This is a genomic window from Deltaproteobacteria bacterium, assembly GCA_016874775.1.
GTDB lineage: Bacteria > Desulfobacterota > Binatia > Bin18 > Bin18 > VGTJ01.
The window spans coordinates 39469-62674 of sequence record VGTJ01000008.1; the positions used below are offsets into that span (position 1 = coordinate 39469).

At 52.1% G+C, this 23206-nt stretch carries 25 protein-coding genes; all 25 read left to right on the forward strand.

What is annotated here, in order from left to right:
* Positions 1-88: 88 nt before the first annotated feature.
* Entirely contained in the window at positions 89-430 is a 342-nt protein-coding gene (locus FJ147_02300) for a protein TolR (GenBank protein ID MBM4254709.1), read from the forward strand.
* Positions 430-1839, forward strand: a complete 1410-nt coding sequence (locus FJ147_02305; GenBank protein ID MBM4254710.1) for a TonB family protein — start codon at positions 430-432, stop codon at positions 1837-1839. The genes FJ147_02300 and FJ147_02305 overlap by 1 nt, the downstream gene beginning before the upstream one ends.
* Positions 1836-3164, forward strand: a complete 1329-nt coding sequence (gene tolB, locus FJ147_02310; protein ID MBM4254711.1) for a Tol-Pal system beta propeller repeat protein TolB — start codon at positions 1836-1838, stop codon at positions 3162-3164. Before FJ147_02305 ends, tolB begins: the two co-directional genes overlap by 4 nt.
* Before the next feature lie 33 nt (positions 3165-3197).
* Complete coding sequence (gene pal / locus FJ147_02315) at positions 3198-3767, forward strand: peptidoglycan-associated lipoprotein Pal (protein MBM4254712.1); 570 nt, start codon at positions 3198-3200, stop codon at positions 3765-3767.
* A gap of 30 nt (positions 3768-3797) precedes the next feature.
* Positions 3798-4664, forward strand: a complete 867-nt coding sequence (ybgF, locus tag FJ147_02320; protein ID MBM4254713.1) for a tol-pal system protein YbgF — start codon at positions 3798-3800, stop codon at positions 4662-4664.
* Positions 4665-4706: 42 nt separating this feature from the next.
* Entirely contained in the window at positions 4707-5633 is a 927-nt protein-coding gene (locus FJ147_02325) for a bifunctional riboflavin kinase/FAD synthetase (GenBank protein ID MBM4254714.1), read from the forward strand.
* A gap of 18 nt (positions 5634-5651) precedes the next feature.
* Positions 5652-6638, forward strand: a complete 987-nt coding sequence (locus FJ147_02330) for an RluA family pseudouridine synthase (protein ID MBM4254715.1) — start codon at positions 5652-5654, stop codon at positions 6636-6638.
* Positions 6639-6849: 211 nt separating this feature from the next.
* A complete protein-coding gene (locus tag FJ147_02335) occupies positions 6850-8175 on the forward strand; it encodes a transcription termination factor Rho (protein MBM4254716.1) in 1326 nt (441 codons plus the stop codon).
* A gap of 101 nt (positions 8176-8276) precedes the next feature.
* On the forward strand, positions 8277-9062 hold the full coding sequence (gene rpsB, locus FJ147_02340) for a 30S ribosomal protein S2 (GenBank protein ID MBM4254717.1): 786 nt from the start codon (positions 8277-8279) through the stop codon (positions 9060-9062).
* Positions 9059-9688, forward strand: coding sequence for a translation elongation factor Ts (tsf, locus tag FJ147_02345; protein ID MBM4254718.1), 630 nt, complete (start codon positions 9059-9061; stop codon positions 9686-9688). Before rpsB ends, tsf begins: the two co-directional genes overlap by 4 nt.
* Complete coding sequence (locus FJ147_02350; protein ID MBM4254719.1) at positions 9685-10416, forward strand: UMP kinase; 732 nt, start codon at positions 9685-9687, stop codon at positions 10414-10416. Before tsf ends, FJ147_02350 begins: the two co-directional genes overlap by 4 nt.
* Entirely contained in the window at positions 10413-10970 is a 558-nt protein-coding gene (locus FJ147_02355) for a ribosome recycling factor (protein MBM4254720.1), read from the forward strand. Before FJ147_02350 ends, FJ147_02355 begins: the two co-directional genes overlap by 4 nt.
* A 30-nt stretch (positions 10971-11000) precedes the next feature.
* A complete protein-coding gene (locus tag FJ147_02360) occupies positions 11001-11792 on the forward strand; it encodes an isoprenyl transferase (protein MBM4254721.1) in 792 nt (263 codons plus the stop codon).
* Positions 11792-12592 (forward strand): phosphatidate cytidylyltransferase, encoded by an 801-nt coding sequence (locus FJ147_02365; GenBank protein MBM4254722.1) that lies wholly within the window; start codon positions 11792-11794, stop codon positions 12590-12592. Before FJ147_02360 ends, FJ147_02365 begins: the two co-directional genes overlap by 1 nt.
* A gap of 33 nt (positions 12593-12625) precedes the next feature.
* The gene (rseP, locus tag FJ147_02370) at positions 12626-13693 is read left to right on the forward strand and encodes an RIP metalloprotease RseP (protein MBM4254723.1); all 1068 of its coding nucleotides are present in this window, start codon (positions 12626-12628) and stop codon (positions 13691-13693) included.
* 113 nt (positions 13694-13806) lie between these two features.
* Positions 13807-14493, forward strand: a complete 687-nt coding sequence (gene tsaB, locus FJ147_02375; protein MBM4254724.1) for a tRNA (adenosine(37)-N6)-threonylcarbamoyltransferase complex dimerization subunit type 1 TsaB — start codon at positions 13807-13809, stop codon at positions 14491-14493.
* 313 nt (positions 14494-14806) lie between these two features.
* Complete coding sequence (gene mdh, locus FJ147_02380) at positions 14807-15751, forward strand: malate dehydrogenase (protein MBM4254725.1); 945 nt, start codon at positions 14807-14809, stop codon at positions 15749-15751.
* A 191-nt stretch (positions 15752-15942) separates the two neighbouring features.
* On the forward strand, positions 15943-16785 hold the full coding sequence (locus FJ147_02385; protein ID MBM4254726.1) for a fumarate hydratase: 843 nt from the start codon (positions 15943-15945) through the stop codon (positions 16783-16785).
* Positions 16786-16797: 12 nt separating this feature from the next.
* A complete protein-coding gene (locus FJ147_02390) occupies positions 16798-17364 on the forward strand; it encodes a Fe-S-containing hydro-lyase (protein MBM4254727.1) in 567 nt (188 codons plus the stop codon).
* A gap of 117 nt (positions 17365-17481) precedes the next feature.
* The gene (gene frdA, locus FJ147_02395) at positions 17482-19242 is read left to right on the forward strand and encodes a fumarate reductase (quinol) flavoprotein subunit (GenBank protein ID MBM4254728.1); all 1761 of its coding nucleotides are present in this window, start codon (positions 17482-17484) and stop codon (positions 19240-19242) included.
* Positions 19242-19988 (forward strand): succinate dehydrogenase/fumarate reductase iron-sulfur subunit, encoded by a 747-nt coding sequence (locus tag FJ147_02400; GenBank protein MBM4254729.1) that lies wholly within the window; start codon positions 19242-19244, stop codon positions 19986-19988. Before frdA ends, FJ147_02400 begins: the two co-directional genes overlap by 1 nt.
* Complete coding sequence (locus tag FJ147_02405; GenBank protein MBM4254730.1) at positions 19985-20374, forward strand: fumarate reductase subunit C; 390 nt, start codon at positions 19985-19987, stop codon at positions 20372-20374. The genes FJ147_02400 and FJ147_02405 overlap by 4 nt, the downstream gene beginning before the upstream one ends.
* 2 nt (positions 20375-20376) lie before the next feature.
* Positions 20377-20739, forward strand: a complete 363-nt coding sequence (locus FJ147_02410) for a fumarate reductase subunit D (GenBank protein MBM4254731.1) — start codon at positions 20377-20379, stop codon at positions 20737-20739.
* 65 nt (positions 20740-20804) lie between these two features.
* A complete protein-coding gene (sucC, locus tag FJ147_02415) occupies positions 20805-21971 on the forward strand; it encodes an ADP-forming succinate--CoA ligase subunit beta (GenBank protein ID MBM4254732.1) in 1167 nt (388 codons plus the stop codon).
* A 157-nt stretch (positions 21972-22128) separates the two neighbouring features.
* A complete protein-coding gene (sucD, locus tag FJ147_02420; protein MBM4254733.1) occupies positions 22129-23004 on the forward strand; it encodes a succinate--CoA ligase subunit alpha in 876 nt (291 codons plus the stop codon).
* Positions 23005-23206: the final 202 nt, after the last annotated feature.

A 23206-nucleotide genomic window follows, 5' to 3' on the forward strand; every position in this document is an offset into this window, starting at 1 on the left:
GTTTGTAGGACGAGGAGTTGTTGTGGCATTTGATCAGCAACAAGAAGACAGTATTTCTCAGATCAACATCACACCGCTTGTGGATGTGATGCTTGTTCTCCTGGTGATTTTTATGGTGACTGCGCCCATCCTTCAGCACGGGGTGGCGGTAGATTTGCCTCAAGTTGCTGCCGGACCGGTAGATGGACCGGATACCAGCCTTGTGATTTCAGTAAGCAAAGATGGCAAAGTCCATTTAGAAAACCGCACCCTGAGTTTGGCAGAATTGCAGCACCGACTGACCGAGAGTGTTCAGAAAGCACCAGGGCAGGCCGTCTACCTTCGAGCAGATAAGGGGGTGCCGTACGGAAAAGTCGTGGAAGTGATGGCGGTACTCCGTAATGTTGGTGTGAAAAAACTCAGTATGATGACCTCTCCAATAGAAGACTAATGAATCTCGCGACTGAATCATACGAAGAGCCACAGCACGATCGTGGTATCGGCCGCATGATTGCAGTGTCGGCGATGCTGCATGCTGTGGTGATCGGGGCCCTCGTTATCACTGGACACCTGCACTTCACCAAGCCAAAGGAACCCCAGTCAACTGCCTATGAAGTGACGCTTGTCGGCCCTACTGGCACTGGCAAACGGAAGGGGGCTGAAGATCGTGTAGCTGCGCTTCCGCGTTCGTCTGCAGTAGAAAAACCTCCCTCTCCCTCGGCAAAAGGTGAGCAACGGGAGTCGCTCCCAGCCAAACAAGAGCCCCAGGCGAAGCCACAAGCTCCTCAAGAGAAACCAAAATCAGTCGAACCCGAGAAGGTGAAGGTAAAAGAGGCACCTGCAGAAAAACCGAAGGAGGTGGCTAAAAAGGTAGAACCGCCCAAGCCAAAGCCGCCACCGGCGGTACAGGAGAAAGAACCGCCGAAAGCAGTTGCTGCCGCGAAGCCAGTCGAAAAGAAACCGCCACCTCCTCAAGAGAAAAAAATAAATGAGGTGAAGGCAAAAGAGCCGGTGAAGCCGAAGATGGAGGCGCGGCCGGTAGAAAAGAAAGAAACACCCAAGGAAAAACCTGCGCCGAAAAATGAGCAGGTGAAAGTTCAGGAAAAGAAGCCTAACGAGGTAGCGAAAGCCAAGGAACCGCCGAAAGTCCAGCCTCCGCCATCTAAACCTAAACCAGAAAAGAAACCACAAGAAACGGCGAAAACGATAACAAAGGAACAGACGAGCGAGCCCAAGAAGATAGAGAAAAGCGAGAAAGCTGATACATCTCAGGCAAAGTCAACATCATCTGAGACGGTAAAAACACCTGTGCAGTCGTCAACTTCTGCTGCTGATGCAGCCCAGGCCAAAAAGGATGACGAAGCGCGTGAAAGAATGATTGCTTCAGCAGTTGAACGCGTACGTGAACGAGAAGAAGTCGCAAGTCGTGAGAACGGTATCGCCAAAGCTATCGACCGGGTACGGCAAGGGGTAGGTAGTCGAGAGGCGCGCAGTAAAGAGACGGCATCACAATCGACGGCACAATCAGGTCAAAACAAAGAAGATGGCGACGGGCGCGTAGCGAAAGCGAAGGTCTATGGCCCAGAGTTTCTGGCCTATACGGAGAGTATCAAACAAAAAGTGAAAGACGGCTGGATCGTGCCCGATCGGAAGCCAGGGCTAAGAGCAGTGGTGCAGTTCGCCGTGGGAGCGGATGGCACGGTAGCCGATGTTGAACTTATACAACCTTCGGGGGATCGTGGCTTTGATCAATCTGCGTTGCGGGCAGTGAGAAACGCGAAACTTCCGTCTCCGCCTGAGATGTATCGGGAAGACTTTATCACGCAAAAGGTCCATATGACGTTTGGAGGTGAGGAGTGAGTGGGATAGGGCTGAGAGCGGAACCAGCGGCTGAACGATATAATCGTAACCGCGTCACAGGTCTATTATTGGGGGTGGTCGTGCTCCTCGTGATGAGCCCTCTTACTGGGAAGGCACAAATCAATTTGCAAATTACCAAAGAGGGGGGGCAGAGTTTACCTATTGCGATCGCACCGCTCCAGGGAGCAAATGGCGCCGAGGGATCAGGGATTGGGAATGAATTTGCTGAAGTGTTGTCTCGCGATCTCGATTTATCCGGTTATTTTCGCGTTATGAGTCGAGGCGGAGAGGCTGGAGCAGGAGAGGGAGTCTTAGCGGAAGACATCAACTTCCAGAATTGGTCAGATCTCGGAGCGCTGACTCTCGTCAAAGGAGTGGTTTCTTCTGAGGGAGATAATCTGACAATTGAGGCACGGCTCTTTGATGTGGCTTTGCGCAGACAGCTGGGTGGGAAACGCTATCGGGGCGAGCGGCGAGAATTACGGCGCATGGCTCATCGTTTTGCCGATGAAGTCATGCTCTTACTGACTGGAGAGCGTGGCCCGTTTGACTCACGTATCGCGTTTGTTTCGACTCGTGGTGGTGGCCGAGCCAAAGAGTTGTATGTGACCGACCTGAGTGGGCGACAGATTTCTGCCCTGACACGAGATCGGAGCCTCAGTTTGGGGCCAAGCTGGGACCCTTCTGCAAGTATGCTAGCGTACTGCTCCTATCGTCATGGTGGACCATATCCATATCTTCTTGATGTGCGCACTGGCGACCAAACCCGCTTGTCGTCAACTGTGGGGTACAGTGGTGGGCGATGGTCACCCGACAGCTCAACAATCGCTGTGAGCCTGGAGCAAGATGGAAATTCAGACCTGTTTCTCCTGACCCCTGAAGGTCGTGTAGTGCGACGCTTGACCGAGGACTCGGGGATTGATGTCTCACCGACTTGGTCACCGGATGGTCGACGTATCGCGTTCTGCTCCAGTCGCCGTGGTGGACCTCAGATTTATGTCATGGATGTCGGTAGTGGGAACATCCGCCGGCTCACGTATCAGGGAGACTACAACACTTCACCGGCGTGGTCGCCCAAAGGCGATTTGATCGCTTACACTACTCGTTCTGGTGGATTTCGCGTGATGGTGATGCCTGTAAATGGCGGAGAGCCGCGCTCACTTGGTGCTGGAGAGGACCCATCGTGGTCTCCAGATGGACGCTATGTTGTCTTCAGTCAACGTGGCCGCTTAATGATTGCGCGCCGCGATGGGAATAGCGTGAAAGAATTGACTCGTGGGGGGGGAGATGATACTAGTCCCGCTTGGTCCCCACGCCTGGAATAGCCAGGAAGAAAAGAAGAAACAACTAAGGTAAAGATGCGGAGTGTGTGTATGCGGAGCTGGCGAATCCTCGGTGTGTTTTTGTTGACATTGTTGGTGAGTGGATGCCCGAAGCAACAGCAAGGACCAGGCGATAGTGATCTAAGTGGGCCTGGAGGTGCGGGAGGACTTGGTTCTAGCGGAATACAAGATCGGAATCTGGCAGCGAAGGACCCAGGCCAGCGTACTCGTGAACGTATCGAACGCGAAGGTGCTGATCGAGGAGCGGGCGGCCCGTTGAGTGATGTGTATTTTGATTACGATGCCTTTGATCTGTCAACCGAGGCGCGTAATGCCCTACAATCTCACGCTGATTGGTTGAAGAATAATTCTGGGGCGAAAGTTGAAATTGAAGGCCATTGTGATGAGCGCGGAACGGTCGAGTATAATCTCGCACTAGGAGCCAAGCGAGCGAAAGCCGCTCGGGACTATTTGGTAAACCTGGGGGTTGATGCGAATCAGTTGTCGACAATTAGCTATGGAGAGGAACTCCCGGCTTGTAAAGAGTCGACTGAAGATTGTTGGCAGCAAAACCGCAGAGCGCACTTTTTGTTAGTTGGTCGATAATCTCAAAACTCCTACGATTGACAACTACCTGTGAAAACAATTGCTACTGTTAGTTCAATAGCCCTTCTGACCTGCGTCTGGGTGAGCGGATGTGCAACTCAGGCGGATCTCCAAGCGCAAAATCGAGAGAATGATCAGCTCCGCACGCAATTGGCTGACAGCCGAACAGTCAATGACGCCATGCGGCGAGAACTCGAAAAGATGCGCGGTGAAATGGAAGAGTTGCGTTTCCGTGTAGACCGAGCATCAAAGACTCGCCCGACAACAGTCGTCGCCAATCCTCAAGTACAAAACTTGGAGGAGCGGATCGCGTCGCTGGAACGCCAACTCAGTATGCGAAGAGAAAGTACAGTACCACGGCCTGTGCCAACGCCGTCGACAGCGATTCCGGCGCCGACAGCGACGCCACCGCCAGCCGAGGCGCCGCAAGTGGCTGCGGTTCCGCCCCCACCGACTCCGCCGCCCCCACCGCCAGTGCTCTCGCTACCACTCGAAGATGAGATTCTCCTTGCAAAGGAATCACCTGAAGTGCAAGAAGATTATCGGGGCGCATGGCAAGCTCTCAACGGCCAGCAATATGACAAGGCTATTCAACAGTTTCGGACTTTTCAGCGTAAAAACCCGACGTCCGAGCTTGCAGACGATGCTCAATACTGGATCGGCGAAAGTTACTTCACGCGCAGAGACTATAATCGCGCGATTCTTGAATACAACGATGTCTTGAAGTACCGTAAAGGCGACAAAGTTGCGGCTGCGCTGTTACGACAATCGCAAGCGTTCGTTGAAATTGGTGATAAAACTGATGCTCGGCTCATTTTGCAGAAGCTCATTAATGATCACCCGAACTCCAGACAAGCGAAAGAGGCACGCGAAAAGCTTCAGAGCCTTGGTCGTTAATCTTCGCAATTTTCTGCAACCCACAGACCTGACGTAGGGATTATGGAGGTTATTCGTCACATTACCTCCCGCCGTCGTTTTTCTCGCCCAGTGATTAGTCTGGGGAATTTCGACGGTGTTCATCTCGGTCATCAGGCAATTCTTGCGAAAGCCATAAACGAGGCTCGTGCGATACAGGGAACTGCATTAGTTCTCACTTTTCACCCTCACCCACTCACGATTCTGCGACCACAGAACCCCCTTCCGCTTATTTCGAGTCTCCGCGAAAAATTGCTATTACTTCGTTCTCTGAAAGTAGATGGGGTTATCCTGCAACCCTTTTCGTCAGCGTTTGCTCAATTGACAGCTGAGGAGTTTGTCCAACGTTATTTGGTGAATACTGTTGGGGTGGAAAGAGTGGTGGTTGGTCATAATGTCAGTTTCGGGCATCGTCGATCCGGGAATGCAGAGACGCTTGTCGCGCTGGGAAAGCAATTTGGTTTTGCCGTCGATGTTGTTGGCCCGGTGCTGATCGATGGTAAAGGGGTGAGCAGCACGGGTATTCGTACCTTACTTGGGACTGCCAGCATGCGCGAGGTCACCAGCCTCTTAGGGCGTGCATATGCGGTGAGTGGACGTGTGGAAAAAGGGTTCCAACGGGGACGTACTATCGGCTTTCCGACGGCCAATCTCCGCCCTCGTGCTGACCTGCTCTTACCGAACGGAGTTTATGCGGTCACGATTGACGTTGATGAGAAGACGACCGTACCGGGCGTTGCGAATGTTGGTATGAACCCCACTTTTGGTAACAAGCGACGAACTATTGAAGCCCACCTCTTTGATTTTTCCGCAGATTTGTATGGCAAACGCCTGCGGGTCAGTTTTGTTGAGCATATCCGTGAAGAACGAAAGTTTCCCTCTGTGCCAGAGTTAATTCGTCAGATTCAAGAAGATGCCAATCGTGCGCGGGCACTCCTCGCCGGACAATAACGTTTCCTAATAACTGATATGCAACAACTTGTGATTCCTGCGCAATGGACTGGTCAACGCCTGGATCGCGCGCTTGCGGAATTGCTGTCGACCTCACGCTCTCACGTCAAGATGCTGCTTGAACATGAGTGCATCCGTATTGCTGGTACGGTGCCAAAAGCGGGGTATATCCTGCATGACGGAGATTTGGTCGAGGTTCAGCCCTTCGACGATCCTCCGGCTGCTGCGGTAGCGCAAGACATTCCACTTGATATCCTCTACGAAGATGAATTCCTTGTCGCGCTTAACAAACCTGCCGGTATGGTGGTGCATCCTGCTCCAGGACAATGGTCGGGAACTGTCGTCAATGCACTTCTTGCGCGATGGGGATGGGAAAGTACCCCTGGAGCCTTTCGCCCAGGAATCGTTCATCGCCTGGACAAAGATACCTCCGGGGTTTTATTGATTGCCAAAGATACGAAGACGCAAGAAGCCTTAGCACGACAGTTCAAGGAACGACAGATAAAGAAAACGTATCTGGCGGTAGTATGGAAGCACCTCCTACCGCGAACTGGAACGATTGCTTTATCGGTTGGTCGTCATCCGGTCGATCGCAAGAAGATGGCGGTGCAAGTTCGTAACGGACGCATGGCAGTAAGCCACTATCAGGTTTTGCATGAAATTCCCCATCTTTCTCTCATCCAACTGCGCTTAGAAACTGGTCGTACACACCAACTGCGAGTGCATTTGGCAGCGATTGGGCATCCGATTGTCGGCGATCCCGTATATGGGGCCCGCTCTCACCCTCAGCAGGTCGCAGAGGCCGTGTTGTCTTTTTCTCGCCAGGCGCTCCATGCGGTGAGCCTCATGTTCCGCCACCCGGTGTTGCAAACGCAACTCTCGATTCGCGCTCCATATCCAGAGGATTTTGCTGCGCTTGTGAATTTGTTTCGCGGCAGTGAAAAACCCACGGTGGAAACTGATTCACCTGACAACATTGTCATTGACAGTAGGAAGGGAATTTAGTAACGTAAAACACGATTTCGTAGCACTTGATCGGAAGAATTCTCTCACCACTTTTTTTCCTTTCTCAGCAGCGTATTGAGCGCCTTCTGGTCGCTTTTAATTCCCGACTATTATCGCCCAATGTCGCTGTCTTATAGCAAGGCCTCTTTGGAGTGGAGGGTAAGCTCCAGGATCGTGTTCAAGTGCATCGCGCAAAGGGAGGAATATCTGCATGGGTCGGACGTCCACAAAAGCAGAGACCGGCGAGCCTAGAGAAGTCCGGGTCGATGTGGCCGAAGAAGAAGACGGTCTTAATCTGAAAGCTCTTAAAGAGAAGAAGATTAGTGAGCTTGCACAAATTGCCCGTGACTTCAACGTCGACGGCGCCTCAAGTCTTCGCAAGCAAGACCTCATCTTTGCTATTCTTCAGGCGCAAGCCGAACGAAGTGGCTTCATTTATGGAGAGGGGGTACTGGAGATTCTCTCCGATGGGTTCGGTTTTCTCCGGTCACCGGATTACAACTACCTCCCAGGACCGGATGACATTTACGTCTCACCCAGCCAAATTCGCCGTTTCAATCTCCGTACTGGTGATGTTGTCGCCGGGCAGATTCGTCCACCAAAAGAGGGGGAACGCTATTTTGCCCTCCTGAAAGTCGAGGCGACCAATTACGAGGAACCTGAGAAAGCGCGCGAGAAAATCCTCTTCGACAACTTAACGCCGCTCTATCCACAGGAGCACCTCAGGTTAGAACATGGCCCTGAGGAGTACACTGCGCGCATTATCGACTTGCTGACGCCGATCGGCAAAGGGCAACGGGGCCTCATCGTTGCTGCCCCGCGTACCGGGAAAACCATGATGCTGCAGAGCATTGCGCATGGGATCGCGCAGAATCACAAAGAGGTGATTCTTATTGTCCTGCTCATTGACGAACGGCCAGAAGAAGTGACGGACATGCAGCGTAGTGTACGTGCAGAGGTTGTGAGTTCGACATTCGACGAACCAGCCACCCGTCACGTCCAAGTCGCTGAGATGGTCATAGAAAAAGCGAAACGTTTGGTTGAGCATGGGCGGGATGTTGTGGTGCTGCTTGACAGTATTACCCGTCTCGCGCGTGCCTATAATGCGGTCGTTCCTCCCAGTGGGAAACTCCTATCGGGTGGTGTGGATGCCAACGCTCTCCGTGGACCAAAGAAATTCTTTGGCGCAGCTCGGAACATCGAAGATGGTGGAAGCCTCACTATTCTAGGCACCGCCCTCATTGATACTGGGAGCCGGATGGATGAAGTGATCTTTGAAGAGTTCAAAGGGACCGGCAACATGGAAATCCATCTGGACCGCCGCTTGATGGATAAGCGCATATTCCCAGCGCTTGATATTAACCGCTCTGGAACCCGAAAAGAGGAACTCTTATTGCCTCGTGAAGTGATCAACCGCGTGTGGATTTTGCGCAAACTGCTCTCGCAATTGAACACGGTTGAGGCAATGGAATTTCTCATGGATAAGATGCAAGGAACCAAGAACAATCAAGAATTCCTTGAGTCGATGAACCAGTAACGATGACTGTGCGTTGCAAAGACTACCCCCTTTTGCTACAAAAATCGCCCAGTTATTCCGTAACATGCTAACAAGTACGTATTAAGAGAAAGGCAGGATTCATGGCCGAGGTGACGATTAAGCAACTCCTTGAGGCTGGAGTCCATTTTGGACATCAGACTAGTCGGTGGGACCCAAAGATGAAACCCTTCATTTTTGGTGCACGCAACGGCATTCACATCATCGATCTGCAACAGACGGTAGGCATGCTGCGCGAGGTCTGCTCATTTGTACGCGACCTTGCCTCGCAGGGCGGACAATTTCTGTTTGTTGGCACCAAAAAGCAAGCCCAAGAAGTTGTCCGTGAAGAGGCAGAACGGTGTGGCATGTTTTTCGTCAATGATCGTTGGCCGGGTGGTATGCTGACGAACTTCCAGACCATTCGTAAGTCGATTGAGCGCTTAAAGAAGCTTGAAGAAATGCTGGAGAATCCGTCGGTTGCCGATGCACTCACAAAACGTGAAATTCTTGGCATGAGTCGGGAACGCGATAAGCTGATGGCTGCGCTTGGTGGTATCAAGAACATGCGGAAACTGCCTGATGCGCTGTTTGTCGTTGACACCAAAAAAGAAGAAATCGCAGTGAAAGAAGCGAATAAGCTCGGGATCCCGGTCGTTGCGCCTGTTGATACGAACTGTGATCCTGATGTCGTATCGCACAAAGTGCCTGGGAACGATGACGCGATTCGGGCGATTCGCTTGTTTACCAACGTCATTGCAGAGGCTGTACTGGAAGGTAAAACGACGTACGACGAACGGCAGCAGGGAGAAGGACGAGACACTCAAGTTGATGCCCGTCCGTCGGAAGGAGAGGCTCCCTCCGTTGACGAGCAGGGAGGTGCGGCATGAGTGAAAAATCTACCTCGATGGCCCAGATCAAAGAGCTACGAGAGCGAACTGGCGCTGGAGTAGTTGATTGCCAGAAAGCGCTCAGCGAGAGCAGCGGGAATATCGAAAAAGCGATTGATTATCTGCGTGAGAAAGGACTTGCCGCTGCAGCAAAGAGGGCTGGGCGAGCAGCCGCGCAAGGAGTGGTGGGGTCATACATTCATGGTGGCGGAAAAATCGGTGTGTTGATAGAAGTCAACTGTGAGACCGATTTTGTTGCTCGCACAGAAGAGTTCCAAAAGCTAGTGAAGGATATTGCCATGCAGGTGGCAGCGGCGAATCCTCGGTACGTGCGTCGTGAGGAAGTCTCTGACGTCGAAAAACAGCGTGAGCGAGAAATCTATCGCACGCAGACGTTGGAGTCTGGTAAGCCTGCGGCAGTTATTGATCGTATTGTCGAAGGCAAGATGGAGAAGTTTTACAGCGACATCTGTCTCCTGGAACAGCCATTTATCCGGGAGCCGGGGAAGACGGTAGAGCAGCTCATCAAAGAAGTCGTTGCTCGTACTGGAGAAAACGTTGTCGTGCGTCGGTTTGCACGCTTCCAGATTGGCGAAGGAGACGGCGCTGCCGGACAAGCAGAATGACCACTGCGTCACCTCGTTATCGACGTATCTTGTTGAAGATCGGTGGGGAAGCACTTGCCGGAGACTTCGGATACGGCATTGAAGAAGACATGCTCTCGCGTGTTGCGCATGAGGTAAAGGAAGTTCATGACTCTGGTTGTGAAGTCGCAGTAGTTGTCGGTGGAGGCAACATTTTTCGTGGTGTGGCTGCCAGTGCCAAAGGGATGGGCCGTGCTACTGGTGACTACATGGGAATGCTCGCTACGGTTATCAACAGCCTGGCGATGCAGGAGGCTTTGGAGCAACTCGGGACTCCCACGCGGGTGATGTCAGCGTTGACGATTACACAAGTGGCAGAGCCCTACATTCGTCGACGTGCAACGCGTCACTTAGAGAAGCGGCGTGTGGTGATTTTTGCTGCAGGAACTGGGAATCCCTATTTTACTACCGATACTGCAGCAAGCCTTCGGGCGATGGAAATCGAGGCAGAGATCATCTTCAAGGCGACGAAAGTTGATGGCATTTACGATGCTGACCCAATGAAGGTGCCAAATGCCAAACGATACCAGAAACTGACGTACATCGAGGTCTTACAGCAGAACCTCAAGGTGATGGACTCGACAGCCATTTCCTTGTGTATGGATAACCAATTGCCGATTTTGGTCTTTAGCCTGCTTGAGCCAGGGAACATTAGGCGCGCTGTGTTTGGTGAACCGGTAGGAACCTTGGTACATGGAGGTCGTTCATGAATGCCCAGGTCGTTGATGCCGTAAAAAAAGAGATGGAGCAAACACTCGCTGGGTTGCGGAAAGAACTCACCAAAGTCCGCACTGGTCGAGCATCCACTGCGTTGATTGAGGGGCTTCTCGTTGAATACTACGGTAACAAGTCTCCTCTCAACCAACTTGCGGCGCTATCCGCGCCTGAGCCTCGTCTGTTGGTCATTCAGCCGTACGATAAAAGCGTCATGAATGTCATAGAGAAGGCGATCCTACAGTCTGATCTGGGGCTGACGCCGGTGAATGATGGCAAAGTCATTCGCGTGCCGATTCCGCAACTGACGGAAGAACGGCGGAAAGAGCTCGTGCGTCACGTCAATAAGGTGGGGGAGGATTACCGCGTATCAACACGTAATCATCGCCGCGATGCGAATGAGCGCATAAAAAAATTGCAAAAAGATAAACAAATTACCGAAGATGAGGTGCGTACAACACAGGACCGAATACAAAAATTAACTGACGAATACATCGATAAGATTGACAAAGTCCTCAAAACAAAAGAGGACGAACTCATGGCTGTTTAACCATTCACGTGGTTTTACCATACCTTCTCTGTGACGCGCTCTCTTTCTCCTTCTAACACTATTAACGACGGTCTAGAAAAAGACCGCCTCCCTCGGCACGTCGCCATTATTATGGATGGAAACGGACGCTGGGCGCAGCGCCGGAGCCTTGGTCGCGTGGAAGGCCATAAGCGTGGGCGAGAAGCTGTCGAAACGGTCGTCGAGACTTGTCGGGAAATCGGTATCGACTACGTTACCCTCTACGCGTTTTCAACGGAGAACTGGCAGCGTCCACCAACAGAAGTACGAGCCTTGATGGCACTGCTGCAACGCTATTTGCGTAGCGAACTGCCACAAATGATACGAAAGAATGTCCGCCTTCGTGCGGTTGGTGACTTGGATCGCTTACCTGCAAAGGTCCGCGATTCACTCGACAACGTGATGACGGCGACGCGTAACAACATTGGACTCACAGTGATCCTTGCGCTCAGTTATGGCGCCCGCGAAGAAATCATTCAAGCCACGCGCACGCTTGCCCTTGCCGTCCAAAGAGGTGAACTGGCTCCCCAAGACATAACGGAACAGCATTTCACCCAGGCGTTGTGGACCGCTGATATTCCTGATCCTGATTTTCTGATTCGTACGAGTGGGGAATTTCGGTTGAGTAATTTTTTACTCTGGCAATTGGCGTATACTGAACTATATGTGACAGACACGTTATGGCCAGATTTTACGCGTGACGAATTCCTCCGAGCGCTTGCGAACTACCAGAACCGCGAGCGGCGTTTTGGCCGTACTGCTGAACAACAAACCGCTACTGAACCGAGACGAGCAACGCGTTAATCACCATTGTGTTGCGTGACCGCCTTCTTACTGCTGCCGTCGGTGTCCCGCTATTAATTCTCTTAGTCTGTTGGTCTCCCTCGTGGCTTTTTGCTACGGCGATTCTGCTCTTAACGGGGATCGGGCTGTGGGAGTATTTCTCGCTGACACGTCCCTTGTCATCATTGCCATCTGCGGTTGGGGTCGGGTGGGGACTTGCGGTTGCGGTAACCATGACAGCATCTTCCCTCTCTTTGAGTGTCACGGTGTTGTTGTTGGGGCTGTTCGTTGTCTTCGCTCTGGCGTTGCGTAATCACCAACCTGAACGTGGCCTTGTTGACGTCAGTTTGTCATTGCTTGGGGTCGTGTATGTTGGTTTCCTCCTGCCGCATCTCATATGGCTAGGGGAAGTACCGAACGGGCGATGGTGGGTGTTCTTTCTGCTCTTGGCCGTGATGCTTGGCGATTCGGCGGCGTATGCTGTGGGACGCATATGGGGATCACGTAAACTGCTTCCACATATCAGTCCAGGAAAGACTGTTGAGGGGAGTCTTGGGGCATACCTTGGCAACTGCGGTGCAGCGATCGGAGCCTGGTTGTGGCTTCTTCCTGACCAGACGCTCGTTGAACTCTTATGTATAGCCTTGGGCCTAGGGAGTGTTGCTCAAGTTGGTGATTTGTGTGAGTCTGCGATTAAACGAGCATGTGGGGCGAAGGATTCGGGTCATATTTTTCCCGGCCATGGCGGTGTCCTTGATCGAGTCGATAGTTTGCTTTTTCCCTCAGCCATGCTCTATTACTATATTACGTTGTCAGCCTAGACTCTCACCTATGAGAGAGGAATAGGGGAAATCATGGATCCAATTGTCATTATACAAGTCATTATCGTGTTTGGGCTGATTATCTTTGTCCATGAATTAGGCCATTTTCTTGCGGCGAAAGCGGTTGGCGTTGGTGTTGAACGGTTCTCGCTCGGATTTGGCCCAAAAATCTTCGGCAAACAAGTCGGCGACACTGAGTATCAATTGAGTGCGATTCCTCTTGGTGGCTATGTGAAGATGGTTGGGGAGGAGCAGCAAGAGGAAGGCGGAACCCCGATCGACATTGAAAAATCCTTCTCGCATAAATCTCTCCCACGGCGCTTTCTCATCGTCTTTGCCGGACCTTTTTCAAATATCGTCTGGGCCTTCATCATCTTTGTTGTCCTGTTTATGAGTTTTGGGTTGCACGTCCCGCTCGATCTGCCGCGCATTGGTGGGACCGTCCCAAATCTCCCTGCGGCCAAAGCTGGCATAGAAAAGGGAGATGAGGTGCTCAGTGTCGCTGGCGCACCTGTGACCACCTGGAAAGAATTGGCCGACAAGATTCAGCAGAGCCAGGGAAACCCTGTCGTGCTGTCCGTCAAAAAGAAGGATGGGGGTACAGCAGAACTAACGGTGACTCCAGAATCGCGTGATGATCCGACAACTGGCGCTTCACGCTATGCCATTGGTATTACGGCAGACTCAAAAGTTGAGGAAGTGTCCTTTGGTCGAGCGCTCAGTGTTGCGGCGCAAGAGACCTGGGCGTGGACCAAGTTAATTTTTCAGAATCTCTTGATGCTCGTGACAGGAAACGTCTCGCCCAAAGAACTTGGTGGGCCGATCCTTATTGCGCAAGAAGCTGGGCGGCAAGCGAAGCTTGGACTCGACTATCTCCTACGTTTTGCTGCGATTATTAATGTGAATCTTGCCGTGTTTAACTTGCTGCCGATCCCGATTCTTGATGGTGGCCACCTGATGTTCTTCACGATTGAAGGCCTCCTCGGACGTCCACCCAGCATGCGTTCGCGGGAAATGGCACTGAGCTTTGGTTTTTTGGTCATCATCACCCTCATCGTCTTTGTGATGTACAACGACATCGCACGGATTGTGATGGGATAATATGGCAAAGCCAATGAAAAATTAAGAATTAAAAATGAAAAGTGGAGGGCAAGAATGCGCCTTGTTCATTCTTCATTTTGCATTTTTAATTTTTCATTCTTAATTGATTTTTCATGCTCCTCCTCGGCCTTGATACCGCCACCCAAATCGCCAGCGTCGGTATCACACGTGGTGAAGAAGTCTTAGCCGAAGCCTCGACTCGGGCGACCTCCAATCACACCGAAACACTTTTACCGCTGATCGCTGAAGTGCTTGCCCAAGCGCAGGTGACTTTACCAGACATTGAAGGGATCGGTGTTGCAATCGGTCCAGGGTCGTTTACCGGACTGCGCATCGCGCTAGGGACGGTCAAAGGCTTAGCGTATGCGACGGGCCAGCCGGTTGCTGGAATTCCCACGCTAGAGGCGCTCGCTTATACAGTGAGTGATTGGGCAGGGCTCGTCTGTCCAATTCTCGATGCACGCAAACGCGAAGTCTATACCGCACTTTTTTACCGCAGTGCGAGTGGCGAGATTGCGCCAGTACGGTCCGCCCAGGTTTCGACATTGAAATCTGTATTAGAGCAGATTTCAGCCCCGTGCCTTTTTCTCGGAGACGGAGTCGAAACCTATGGGGAAGCGATCCGGGAACACTGTAGCGACCGTGCCCATCTGCTACCATTTGAGACCTATCATCCCCGTGGCGCTGTCGTTGCTAAATTAGCGTGGCGACGATTGTCTCGTAGTGACGCTGACGACATTGCCACACTAGTTCCCTCGTATGTTCGACCACCAGAGGCGGTGCTCAAGCGGACCTCGTAGGTCCCGCAAAACTCCACTCGCTCATTGGGCCCTCGGGTAGCGTGCGCGCGCGAATATGGCGCTATGATGGAGCATCGTGTCTCTCGTACGCGCCACGAATTCTCGACACGCTCTTTCGTGCGCATAGCGCGCGCTACGAACTGCGAACATTTTGCCACTGCAAGACTCCCTAGTGTTCCCGTGCCCTAGACAAATTGGGTAGATTTTGGCATCTTTCCCCAGTCTTTCAGGAAACTTAGAAGTTGCAGAGTTTCCCACTCTTTACAAGTCTTTTTTTCCATCCATAAGTTAACGTTCTGGAGAATATATACACATGGCACGAAAGAAAATTGCTCTCATCGGCGCTGGTAATATTGGTGGAACTTTGGCTCACCTGTGTGCTCTCAAGCAATTAGGCGACGTTGTCCTCTTTGACGTAGTTGATGGCCTTCCTCAAGGAAAAGCCCTCGACATTCTCGAAGCTGCTCCGATCGAAGGCTATGACATCAGTCTTAAAGGCACGACGAAATATGAAGATGTGGCAGGTGCAGATGTTTGTATTGTCACTGCTGGTGTGGCCCGTAAGCCTGGTATGAGCCGTGATGATCTTCTCGGTATTAACTGCAAAATCATGAAGGACGTCTCTGAGAGCATCGCGAAATATGCTCCCAATGCGTTTGTGATCGTTATCACCAACCCGTTGGATGCAATGGTGACCTTGTGCAAACGGCTGACGAAGTTCCCGAAGAATAGAGTCGTCGGCCAGGCTGGAGTACTCGATTCGTCACGCTATCGCACGTTCATTGCCAACGAACTGAACGTTTCAGTACGTAATGTTACGGCAATGGTGCTCGGCGGCCACGGCGACGATATGGTGCCGGTTCGCAGTTACTGCCAAGTCGGTGGCCAACCCGTCGATCAACTGATTCCTGCAAAACGTTTAGACGAAATCGAGCAACGTACCCGTCAGGCTGGTGGCGAGATTGTGGCGTTGTTAAAGACTGGCTCAGCGTTCTACTCGCCAGCTTCTGCTGCGATTCAAATGGCAGAGGCCTATCTGTTCGATAAGAAACAAATTCTTCCGTGCGCGGCCTATCTCGAAGGCGAGTACGGCATTAGCGGTGTCTACTTTGGCGTTCCGGTGGTGATTGGTGCTGGTGGGATCGAGAAAGTGGTCGAGTTGAAGCTCAGCGACAAAGAAAAGCAGGAAATGCAAGTGTCTGTCAGTCACGTGCAAGAACTGGTGACGGCGATGGATAAGGTGTTGGCTGCTGCGTAACGGTGGACGATAATTGTCGCTAATAAAAATGATGTGCCGATTTTACCGTGTCCCAACTTGTGAGGCTTGGAGAAAAGAGTACAAGGTTAAGACATGAAACGTAGATATGTACAACGTAAAAGAAGAGGCGGTGTGGTTACGCATTACGTTTTACGTATCACGCTTTGTTTGCTGACAAAGAGAAGAGTCTTATGCGAACGATTGAAACGCAAAAAATTACCGACACCATCATTCAGCTGTGTATGGAAGCCAACTTTGTTCTTGGCGACGACATGCTGAATGCGTTTGACAACGCCCTCAGCAAGGAGCGCTCTCCTGCGGGCCGTAGTGCGTTGGAGATGATCAAAGAGAATGCCCAGATTTCGCGGACGCAGCGATTGCCGTACTGCCAAGATACCGGCTTTGTGATCTGCTTTGCCGACATTGGGCAAGATGTGCATATCACTGGTGGTTTCTTAGAAGATGCGATCAACGAGGGCGTACGCAAGGGGTACAAAGAAGGCTACTTGCGTGCATCGATCGTAGGTGACCCATTTAACCGCAAGAATACTGGGGACAACACGCCAGCGATTGTCCACACGCAAATCGTTCCTGGTGACAAATTGACGCTGATGGTCATGGCCAAAGGTGGTGGCTGTGAGAATCGCAGTAAATACAAAATGTGTACTCCGGCTGAAGGTATCGAAGGCGCGAAGAACTTCGTGATTGAGTGCATCAAGACCGCTGGCCCAGACGCCTGCCCACCGTTGATTGCCGGTGTCGGTATCGGTGGCACCTTTGAGAAGGCGGCGTTACTCTCGAAGCGTGCGCTCTTTCGTGGCATTGGCGAACCGAACCCGAGTGCTGAGTTACAGACCCTCGAACAAGAGCTACTCACCAAGGCCAACAAGTTGGGCATCGGTCCGCAAGGATACGGCGGTGATACGACGGCATTTGCGATTCATATCAATACGTATCCGTGTCATATCACGAGTCTACCGGTGGCAGTGACGATCGAATGTCATGCCCATCGCCATAAAGAAGCTGTGTTATAAGGAGCGACGCGCATGGCAGGTGACGAAGTTCGAAAACTCACAACCCCCCTCTCCGACGAGATTGTTGCTAGCTTGCATGCTGGTGATCGTGTCCGTCTTTCCGGCGTGATCCTCACTGGTCGTGATGCTGCACATAAACGACTTGTTGATCTCCTTGATGAAGGGAAGCCGCTTCCCATCGATGTGCGCGGACAGATCATTTATTACGTTGGTCCGACACCGCCAAAGCCCGGTATGGTGATTGGTTCAGCCGGGCCAACCACCGGCGGACGTATGGATTCCTACGCTCCGAAGCTGATGGCGTTGGGCCTCAAAGGGATGATCGGCAAGGGCTCGCGCTCGATGTCGGTGCGAGATGCGATGAAGCGGCATAAATGTGTCTACTTCGGTGCAGTTGGTGGAACTGGGGCTTTGCTCTCAAAGTACATCAAGAGCGCAGAAATTATCGCTTATGAAGATTTAGGCACTGAGGCGATTCGCCGCCTGGTGGTAGAAGATTTTCCTGTGATTGTGATTGACGATACGCATGGGGTTGACCTCTACGAAGAGGGACGCAAGCAGTACGCGCAAGAGGATTAGCCCTAGACAGGTTCTATGAATTTTGGCATTTTGCCCCCGGTTGCCCACACACGTAGTTTCTGATCCTGTGAAGCCGACGAGCCAGGAAAGCCCAGAAGAGGAGGCTGAAGAATAGGCATGGCACTCGTGCATGATGTCCTCATCATCGGCGGTGGCGGAGCAGGGTTGCGGGCCGCGATCGCCGCGGCTGAAGCCGACCCAAAGCTCAATATCGCCCTTGTTTCTAAGGTGTATCCGATGCGCAGTCACACTGTTGCTGCCGAAGGTGGCAGCGCAGGTGTCATCAAAGAAAACGATACATTAGACGAACACATGAGAGACACGATCAGCGGCGCAGACTGGTTGGCTGATCAGGATGTCGTCGAAATGTTCGTGAAGACGGCGCCGAAAGAGTTGCTCCAATTGGAGCATTGGGGCTGTCCGTGGAGCCGTGAACCAGATGGCCATGTTGCTGTCCGGCCCTTCGGCGGTATGCGCATCGAACGGACCTGGTTCGCTGCCGATAAGACCGGCTTCCACTTGCTCCATGCGCTGTTTCAGACTTCCCTCAAATACGAATCCATCCAGCGGTACGATGAGTGGTTTGCCACCAAATTGCTCGTCGAAAATGGTCGCTGCCAAGGGGTCACCGCAATTGAAATGCGCAGCGGGCTGATGCAAACGATTCTCGCTAAAGCGGTGATTGTCTGTACTGGTGGCGGCGGTCGTATCTTCCCGTTTACCACTAACGGTGCGATCAAAACGGGTGATGGCATGGCGATGTGCTACCGTGCTGGTGCCGCCCTCAAAGATATGGAGTTCGTCCAGTACCATCCGACGGGTCTCCCTGGAACAGGCATTCTAATTACTGAAGCTGCTCGTGGAGAAGGTGGGATTCTCATCAATAAGAATGGCTACCGCTATTTGCAGGATTACGCCCTCGGCAAACCGCTTGAGATTAACGATCCTCGTCACCCGCAGTTACGCCAGATGGAACTGGGACCACGCGACAAACTCTCGCAGTGCTTCATGAAAGAGCGTGATAAGGGCAACACTATTGACGGGCCGTATGGCGACGTTGTCCATCTCGATATTCGCCATCTCGGGGAATACAAAATCATGAAGAAGCTGCCGTTCGTGCGCGAACTGGCAAAGAACTACGCTGGTATCGATCCAGTCTATGAGCCGATTCCCGTGCGTCCGGTGGTGCACTACATGATGGGTGGCGTACACACAAACATCGACGCAGAAACTTCGATTCCTGGGTTGTTTGCCGCTGGTGAGACTGCGTGTGTCAGTATCAACGGCGCCAATCGCTTAGGCTCAAACTCGCTTACTGAACTGTTAGTGTTTGGCGCGCGCGCAGGTCAAGGTGCGGTGGCGTTTGCTAAAGAACAGAAGAAGATTGATACTGCCGCGCTTGAAGCACAAGGCAAAGACGAGCAAGAGCGGGTACGCAAGAATTTCATTGCCAAGACGAGTGGCAAAGAACGGATTGCTACCATTCGCACCGAGATGACGAAGACCATGGAAGAAGGGGCGGGTATTTATCGTCTCGAAGCGCCGCTGCGTGCGACATGCGATAAGCTCGCAGAGTTGAAGGATCGCTTCACAGGTGTCATCCTCGACGATCGCAGCAACACTTACAATACCGAGCTGACCTCAGTGCTTGAACTGGAAAATATGCTCGAGATTGCTGAAGCAGTGGCACACAGCGCAGTGAATCGTAAAGAGTCGCGCGGTTCGCATCAACGCACGGATTATCCGAAACGCGATGATGAAAACTATCTGGCGCATTCGCTGGCGTATCGGACTCCGGATGGACCGCCGCGTATTGACTATCTCAAGGTGGTGATCACGAACTTTCCGCCGGCGGAACGGACGTATGGAGAGAAATAATGGTTGAGCGCACGATTACGTTGGAGGTTTTCCGTTATCGACCGGACTCGGAAAAAGAGCCGGTCTTCCAAAGCTATAGTGTTCCGTTTCGCGACGACTGGGTGGTGCTGGACGCGCTCAACTATCTCAAAGATCAAGTTGACGGCTCCATCTCGTTTCGCTGGTCTTGTCGTATGGGTGTCTGTGGCAGCTGCGGCATGATGGTGAACGGCACGCCAAAACTGACCTGCGCGGCCTTCCTTAAAGACTACTATCCCGGTCCGGTGCGTGTTGAGCCGCTGGCGAATTTCCCGGTCGAGCGTGACCTGATTGTCAACATTACGGACTTTGCCACGAAGCTCAAAGAAGTAAAGCCGTTCATCGTTCGCAAAGAAGAGAAACCGGTAGCTGAAGGCGAATATCTGCAAAGTCCGGCTGAACTGGCGAAATTTAAGCAGTACAGCATGTGTATTAACTGTTTGTTATGCTATGCTGCCTGCCCAATCTATGGGCTTGAGCCGAAATTCACCGGCCCAGCTGCCATCGCGCTGGCGCAACGGTATAACCTTGACTCACGCGATCAAGGCCAAGAGCAGCGACACGATGTGATCTTTCGTCACGAAGGCATCTGGGAGTGCACGTTTGTGGGCGAGTGTTCAGAGGTGTGCCCCAAAGATGTCGACCCGGCTGGCGCTATCCAGCAAGCAAAACTCAGCGGAGCCCTCGACCTCGTGACATCGATTCTTTCACCAAGGGGGGCACGATGAGTGAGCCGTATCGCCGGCCAATCAATCCTTCAACCTGGTGGTTGAAAAATCCGAACTATCGGTTCGTTATGTACCGAGAACTCACCTCGGTGTTTATCATCGCGTTTTTGCTTATTTTCTTGTGGTTCTTGTGCAGCCTGGCACGTGGACCAGAAGCCTACAATGCCTTTTTGCAGCGACTCTCATCTCCCTGGTCGTTCTTTTTTCACCTCGCGACCTTGATTGCCGCCTGCTTTCACAGCTGTACGTTTTTCAATTTGACACCCAAGGCAATCGTGGTGCGAAAAGGGGAAGAGAAGATTGCTGACGCGTTTCTCATAGCGCCAAACTATGTAGGGTGGCTGACAGTGTCTGTGGTTATTTTTCTGATTGCGACGTGGAGCTAACGATGGCGACAGCAGCAAGATCTCGGGGTGAAGCATTTTGGTGGGCGCTCTTTTCACAGGGTGGTGTCATTGCCGCCATGCTCGTGCCTATTCACATTATCATCTTAGGATTTGTGATTCCGTGGTGGTGGGGTCCGATGGAGACGTTCTCGTATGAACGAATCCATGCGCTGCTCTCTCATCCAATCGCAAAGCTCTACTTAATCGTGTTGTTTTCAGTCCCTGTTTTTCATTGCATGCATCGTATTCGTCACACTTTGTACGACACAGGATGGCGAGCGTATGCTGGGCCGATCGCGTTTCTCAGTTATGGGATCGCGTTGCTTATCATGATCGTTGCGATAGCGACTATTGTTGCTATCTAGGAGAGAGAAGGGCAGTGCTCGAACGCTCCGTTGCCTATCTCTCTTGCCGGCGGTGAGGACCCTGTATGAATATTCATGAATACCAAGCTAAAGACATTCTCAGAAAATATGGCGTGACTGTGCTGAACGGTAAAGTTGCGACGACCGCAGAAGAAGCTGAGTCTGCGGCGAACGCGCTTGGTGGTGGGCTGTGTGTTGTGAAAGCGCAGATTCACGCTGGTGGTCGAGGTAAAGCGGGTGGTGTCAAACTCGCCAAGACTCCGCAAGAAGCGAAACAACATGCTGCTGCCATTCTGGGAAAGAAGTTAGTGACCCATCAGACTGGACCAGAAGGCAAAGAGGTACTGAAGGTCTTTGTCGAGCAAGGGTGTGACATCGCCAAAGAATACTACCTGGGAATGGTGATCGACCGTGCAACCTATCGTGTCACTATGATGGCTAGTTCTGAAGGTGGTGTGGAGATCGAAGAGGTTGCGGCACGTTCGCCGGAGAAGATCTTGCGCGAGACGATCGATCCGGTCGTGGGCCTTGCTGATTATCAAGGCCGTCAACTCGCCTTTGGGCTTGGGTTGCCGAAAGACTCGGTCAATAAAGCCGTGGGATTCATGAAGGCGCTGTATCGCGCATTTATGGACAGCGATGCTTCGATGGTTGAGATCAACCCGCTGGTGTTAACCAAGTCTGGCGATCTCGTTGCTCTCGATGCAAAAATGGGCTTTGATGATAACGCTCTGTTCCGCCATGCTGATCTGCGTGAGATGCGTGACATCACCGAAGAGAATCCCAAAGAAGTTGAGGCTTCAAAGTTTGACCTCAGCTACATTGCGCTTGATGGCAATATCGGTTGCATGGTCAATGGCGCTGGGTTGGCGATGGCGACCATGGACATCATTAAGTTCTATGGTGCTGAACCAGCCAATTTCCTCGATGTTGGTGGTGGTGCAACTACGGAGAAAGTTACTGAAGCCTTCAAGATCATTCTCTCAGACAAGAACGTCAAAGGCGTGTTGGTCAACATCTTTGGCGGCATCATGCGGTGTGATGTCGTCGCTACTGGTGTGGTGGAAGCCGCCAAACAAGTAAAGCTGTCAGTCCCACTAGTTGTGAGACTCGAAGGCACTAACGTCGAACAAGGGAAGAAGATACTCGCTGAGTCAGGTCTCAACATCACCCCAGCCAACGACCTCGCTGATGCAGCGCAGAAGATTGTCTCTGCGGTCAAAGGGCGATAGCGATTAGTATTGGGGATTAGGAAAAGTCAAAAATCAAAAGGCAAAGGGCAAAAGGCAAAAATCAAAAAGACAGCGACAAGAACTTCGTCGAGCTGAGGAATCTTCTGTCTATTTTAACTAGCCCCCAACCCCTAGCCCCCAGCCCCAAGGAGCGGTTGTGAGCATTCTCGTTAACAAGAACACAAAAGTCCTGACCCAAGGTATCACCGGTGCAACCGGTCAGCTGCATACACGTGCCTGTCGTGAATATGGAACGCAGATGGTGGCTGGGGTGACCCCTGGTCGTGGTGGAACCGACTTTGAAGGCATTCCCATTTTCGACACCGTCGAACAGGCAGTGAAGAGCACTGGAGCCAATGCGTCGGTGATCTATGTGCCGCCGCCGTTTGCGGCTGATGCGATTATGGAATCGGTCGATGCTGGAGTGCCGCTGGTCATTTGCATTACCGAAGGTATTCCCGTGCTCGATATGGTGCGTGTGAAGCGTTACATGCAAGGAAAAAACTCGCGCCTGATCGGACCGAACTGTCCTGGGGTCATCACTCCTGGTGAATGCAAAATTGGCATTATGCCTGGGTACATTCATAAGCCAGGAACCATTGGTGTCGTCTCACGCAGCGGAACGCTCACCTACGAAGCCGTGCATCAGTTGACTCAGCTGGACATTGGGCAATCGTCGTGCGTTGGTATCGGTGGTGACCCGGTGAACGGAACCAACTTCATTGATGTGTTGCGCATGTTCCAAGACGACCCACAAACTGAGGGGATCGTTATGATCGGTGAGATCGGTGGGTCGGCTGAAGAAGATGCAGCAGCCTTCATCAAAGCGAATGTGACGAAGCCTGTTGCTGCGTTCATTGGTGGACAGACCGCGCCCAAAGGCAAACGCATGGGCCATGCCGGTGCGATCATTGCTGGTGGTTCTGGAACCGCTGCAGAGAAGATTAAAGCCTTACGCGCGGCTGGCGCTCATATTATTCCAAGCCCAGCCGAAATGGGTGTGACGATGGCGAAGGCAATGGGGAAGAAGTAGCCAGTAGTCAGCATTCAGTAGTCAGTAGGGGCGCAGCATGCTGCGCCCTTTTTCGTTCCTAGAACTTCTCAAATTCCCTCTCCCTGGCAGGGCAATGGCATTAAGTTAACAGCCGCCGTGGAGTTTATTCTGCAGTTGCCGTAAGTAGGAGCAATGATGGAGAAAGAAACGAAGCGCTTATTTGCCGGTTGAAGCAGGAATT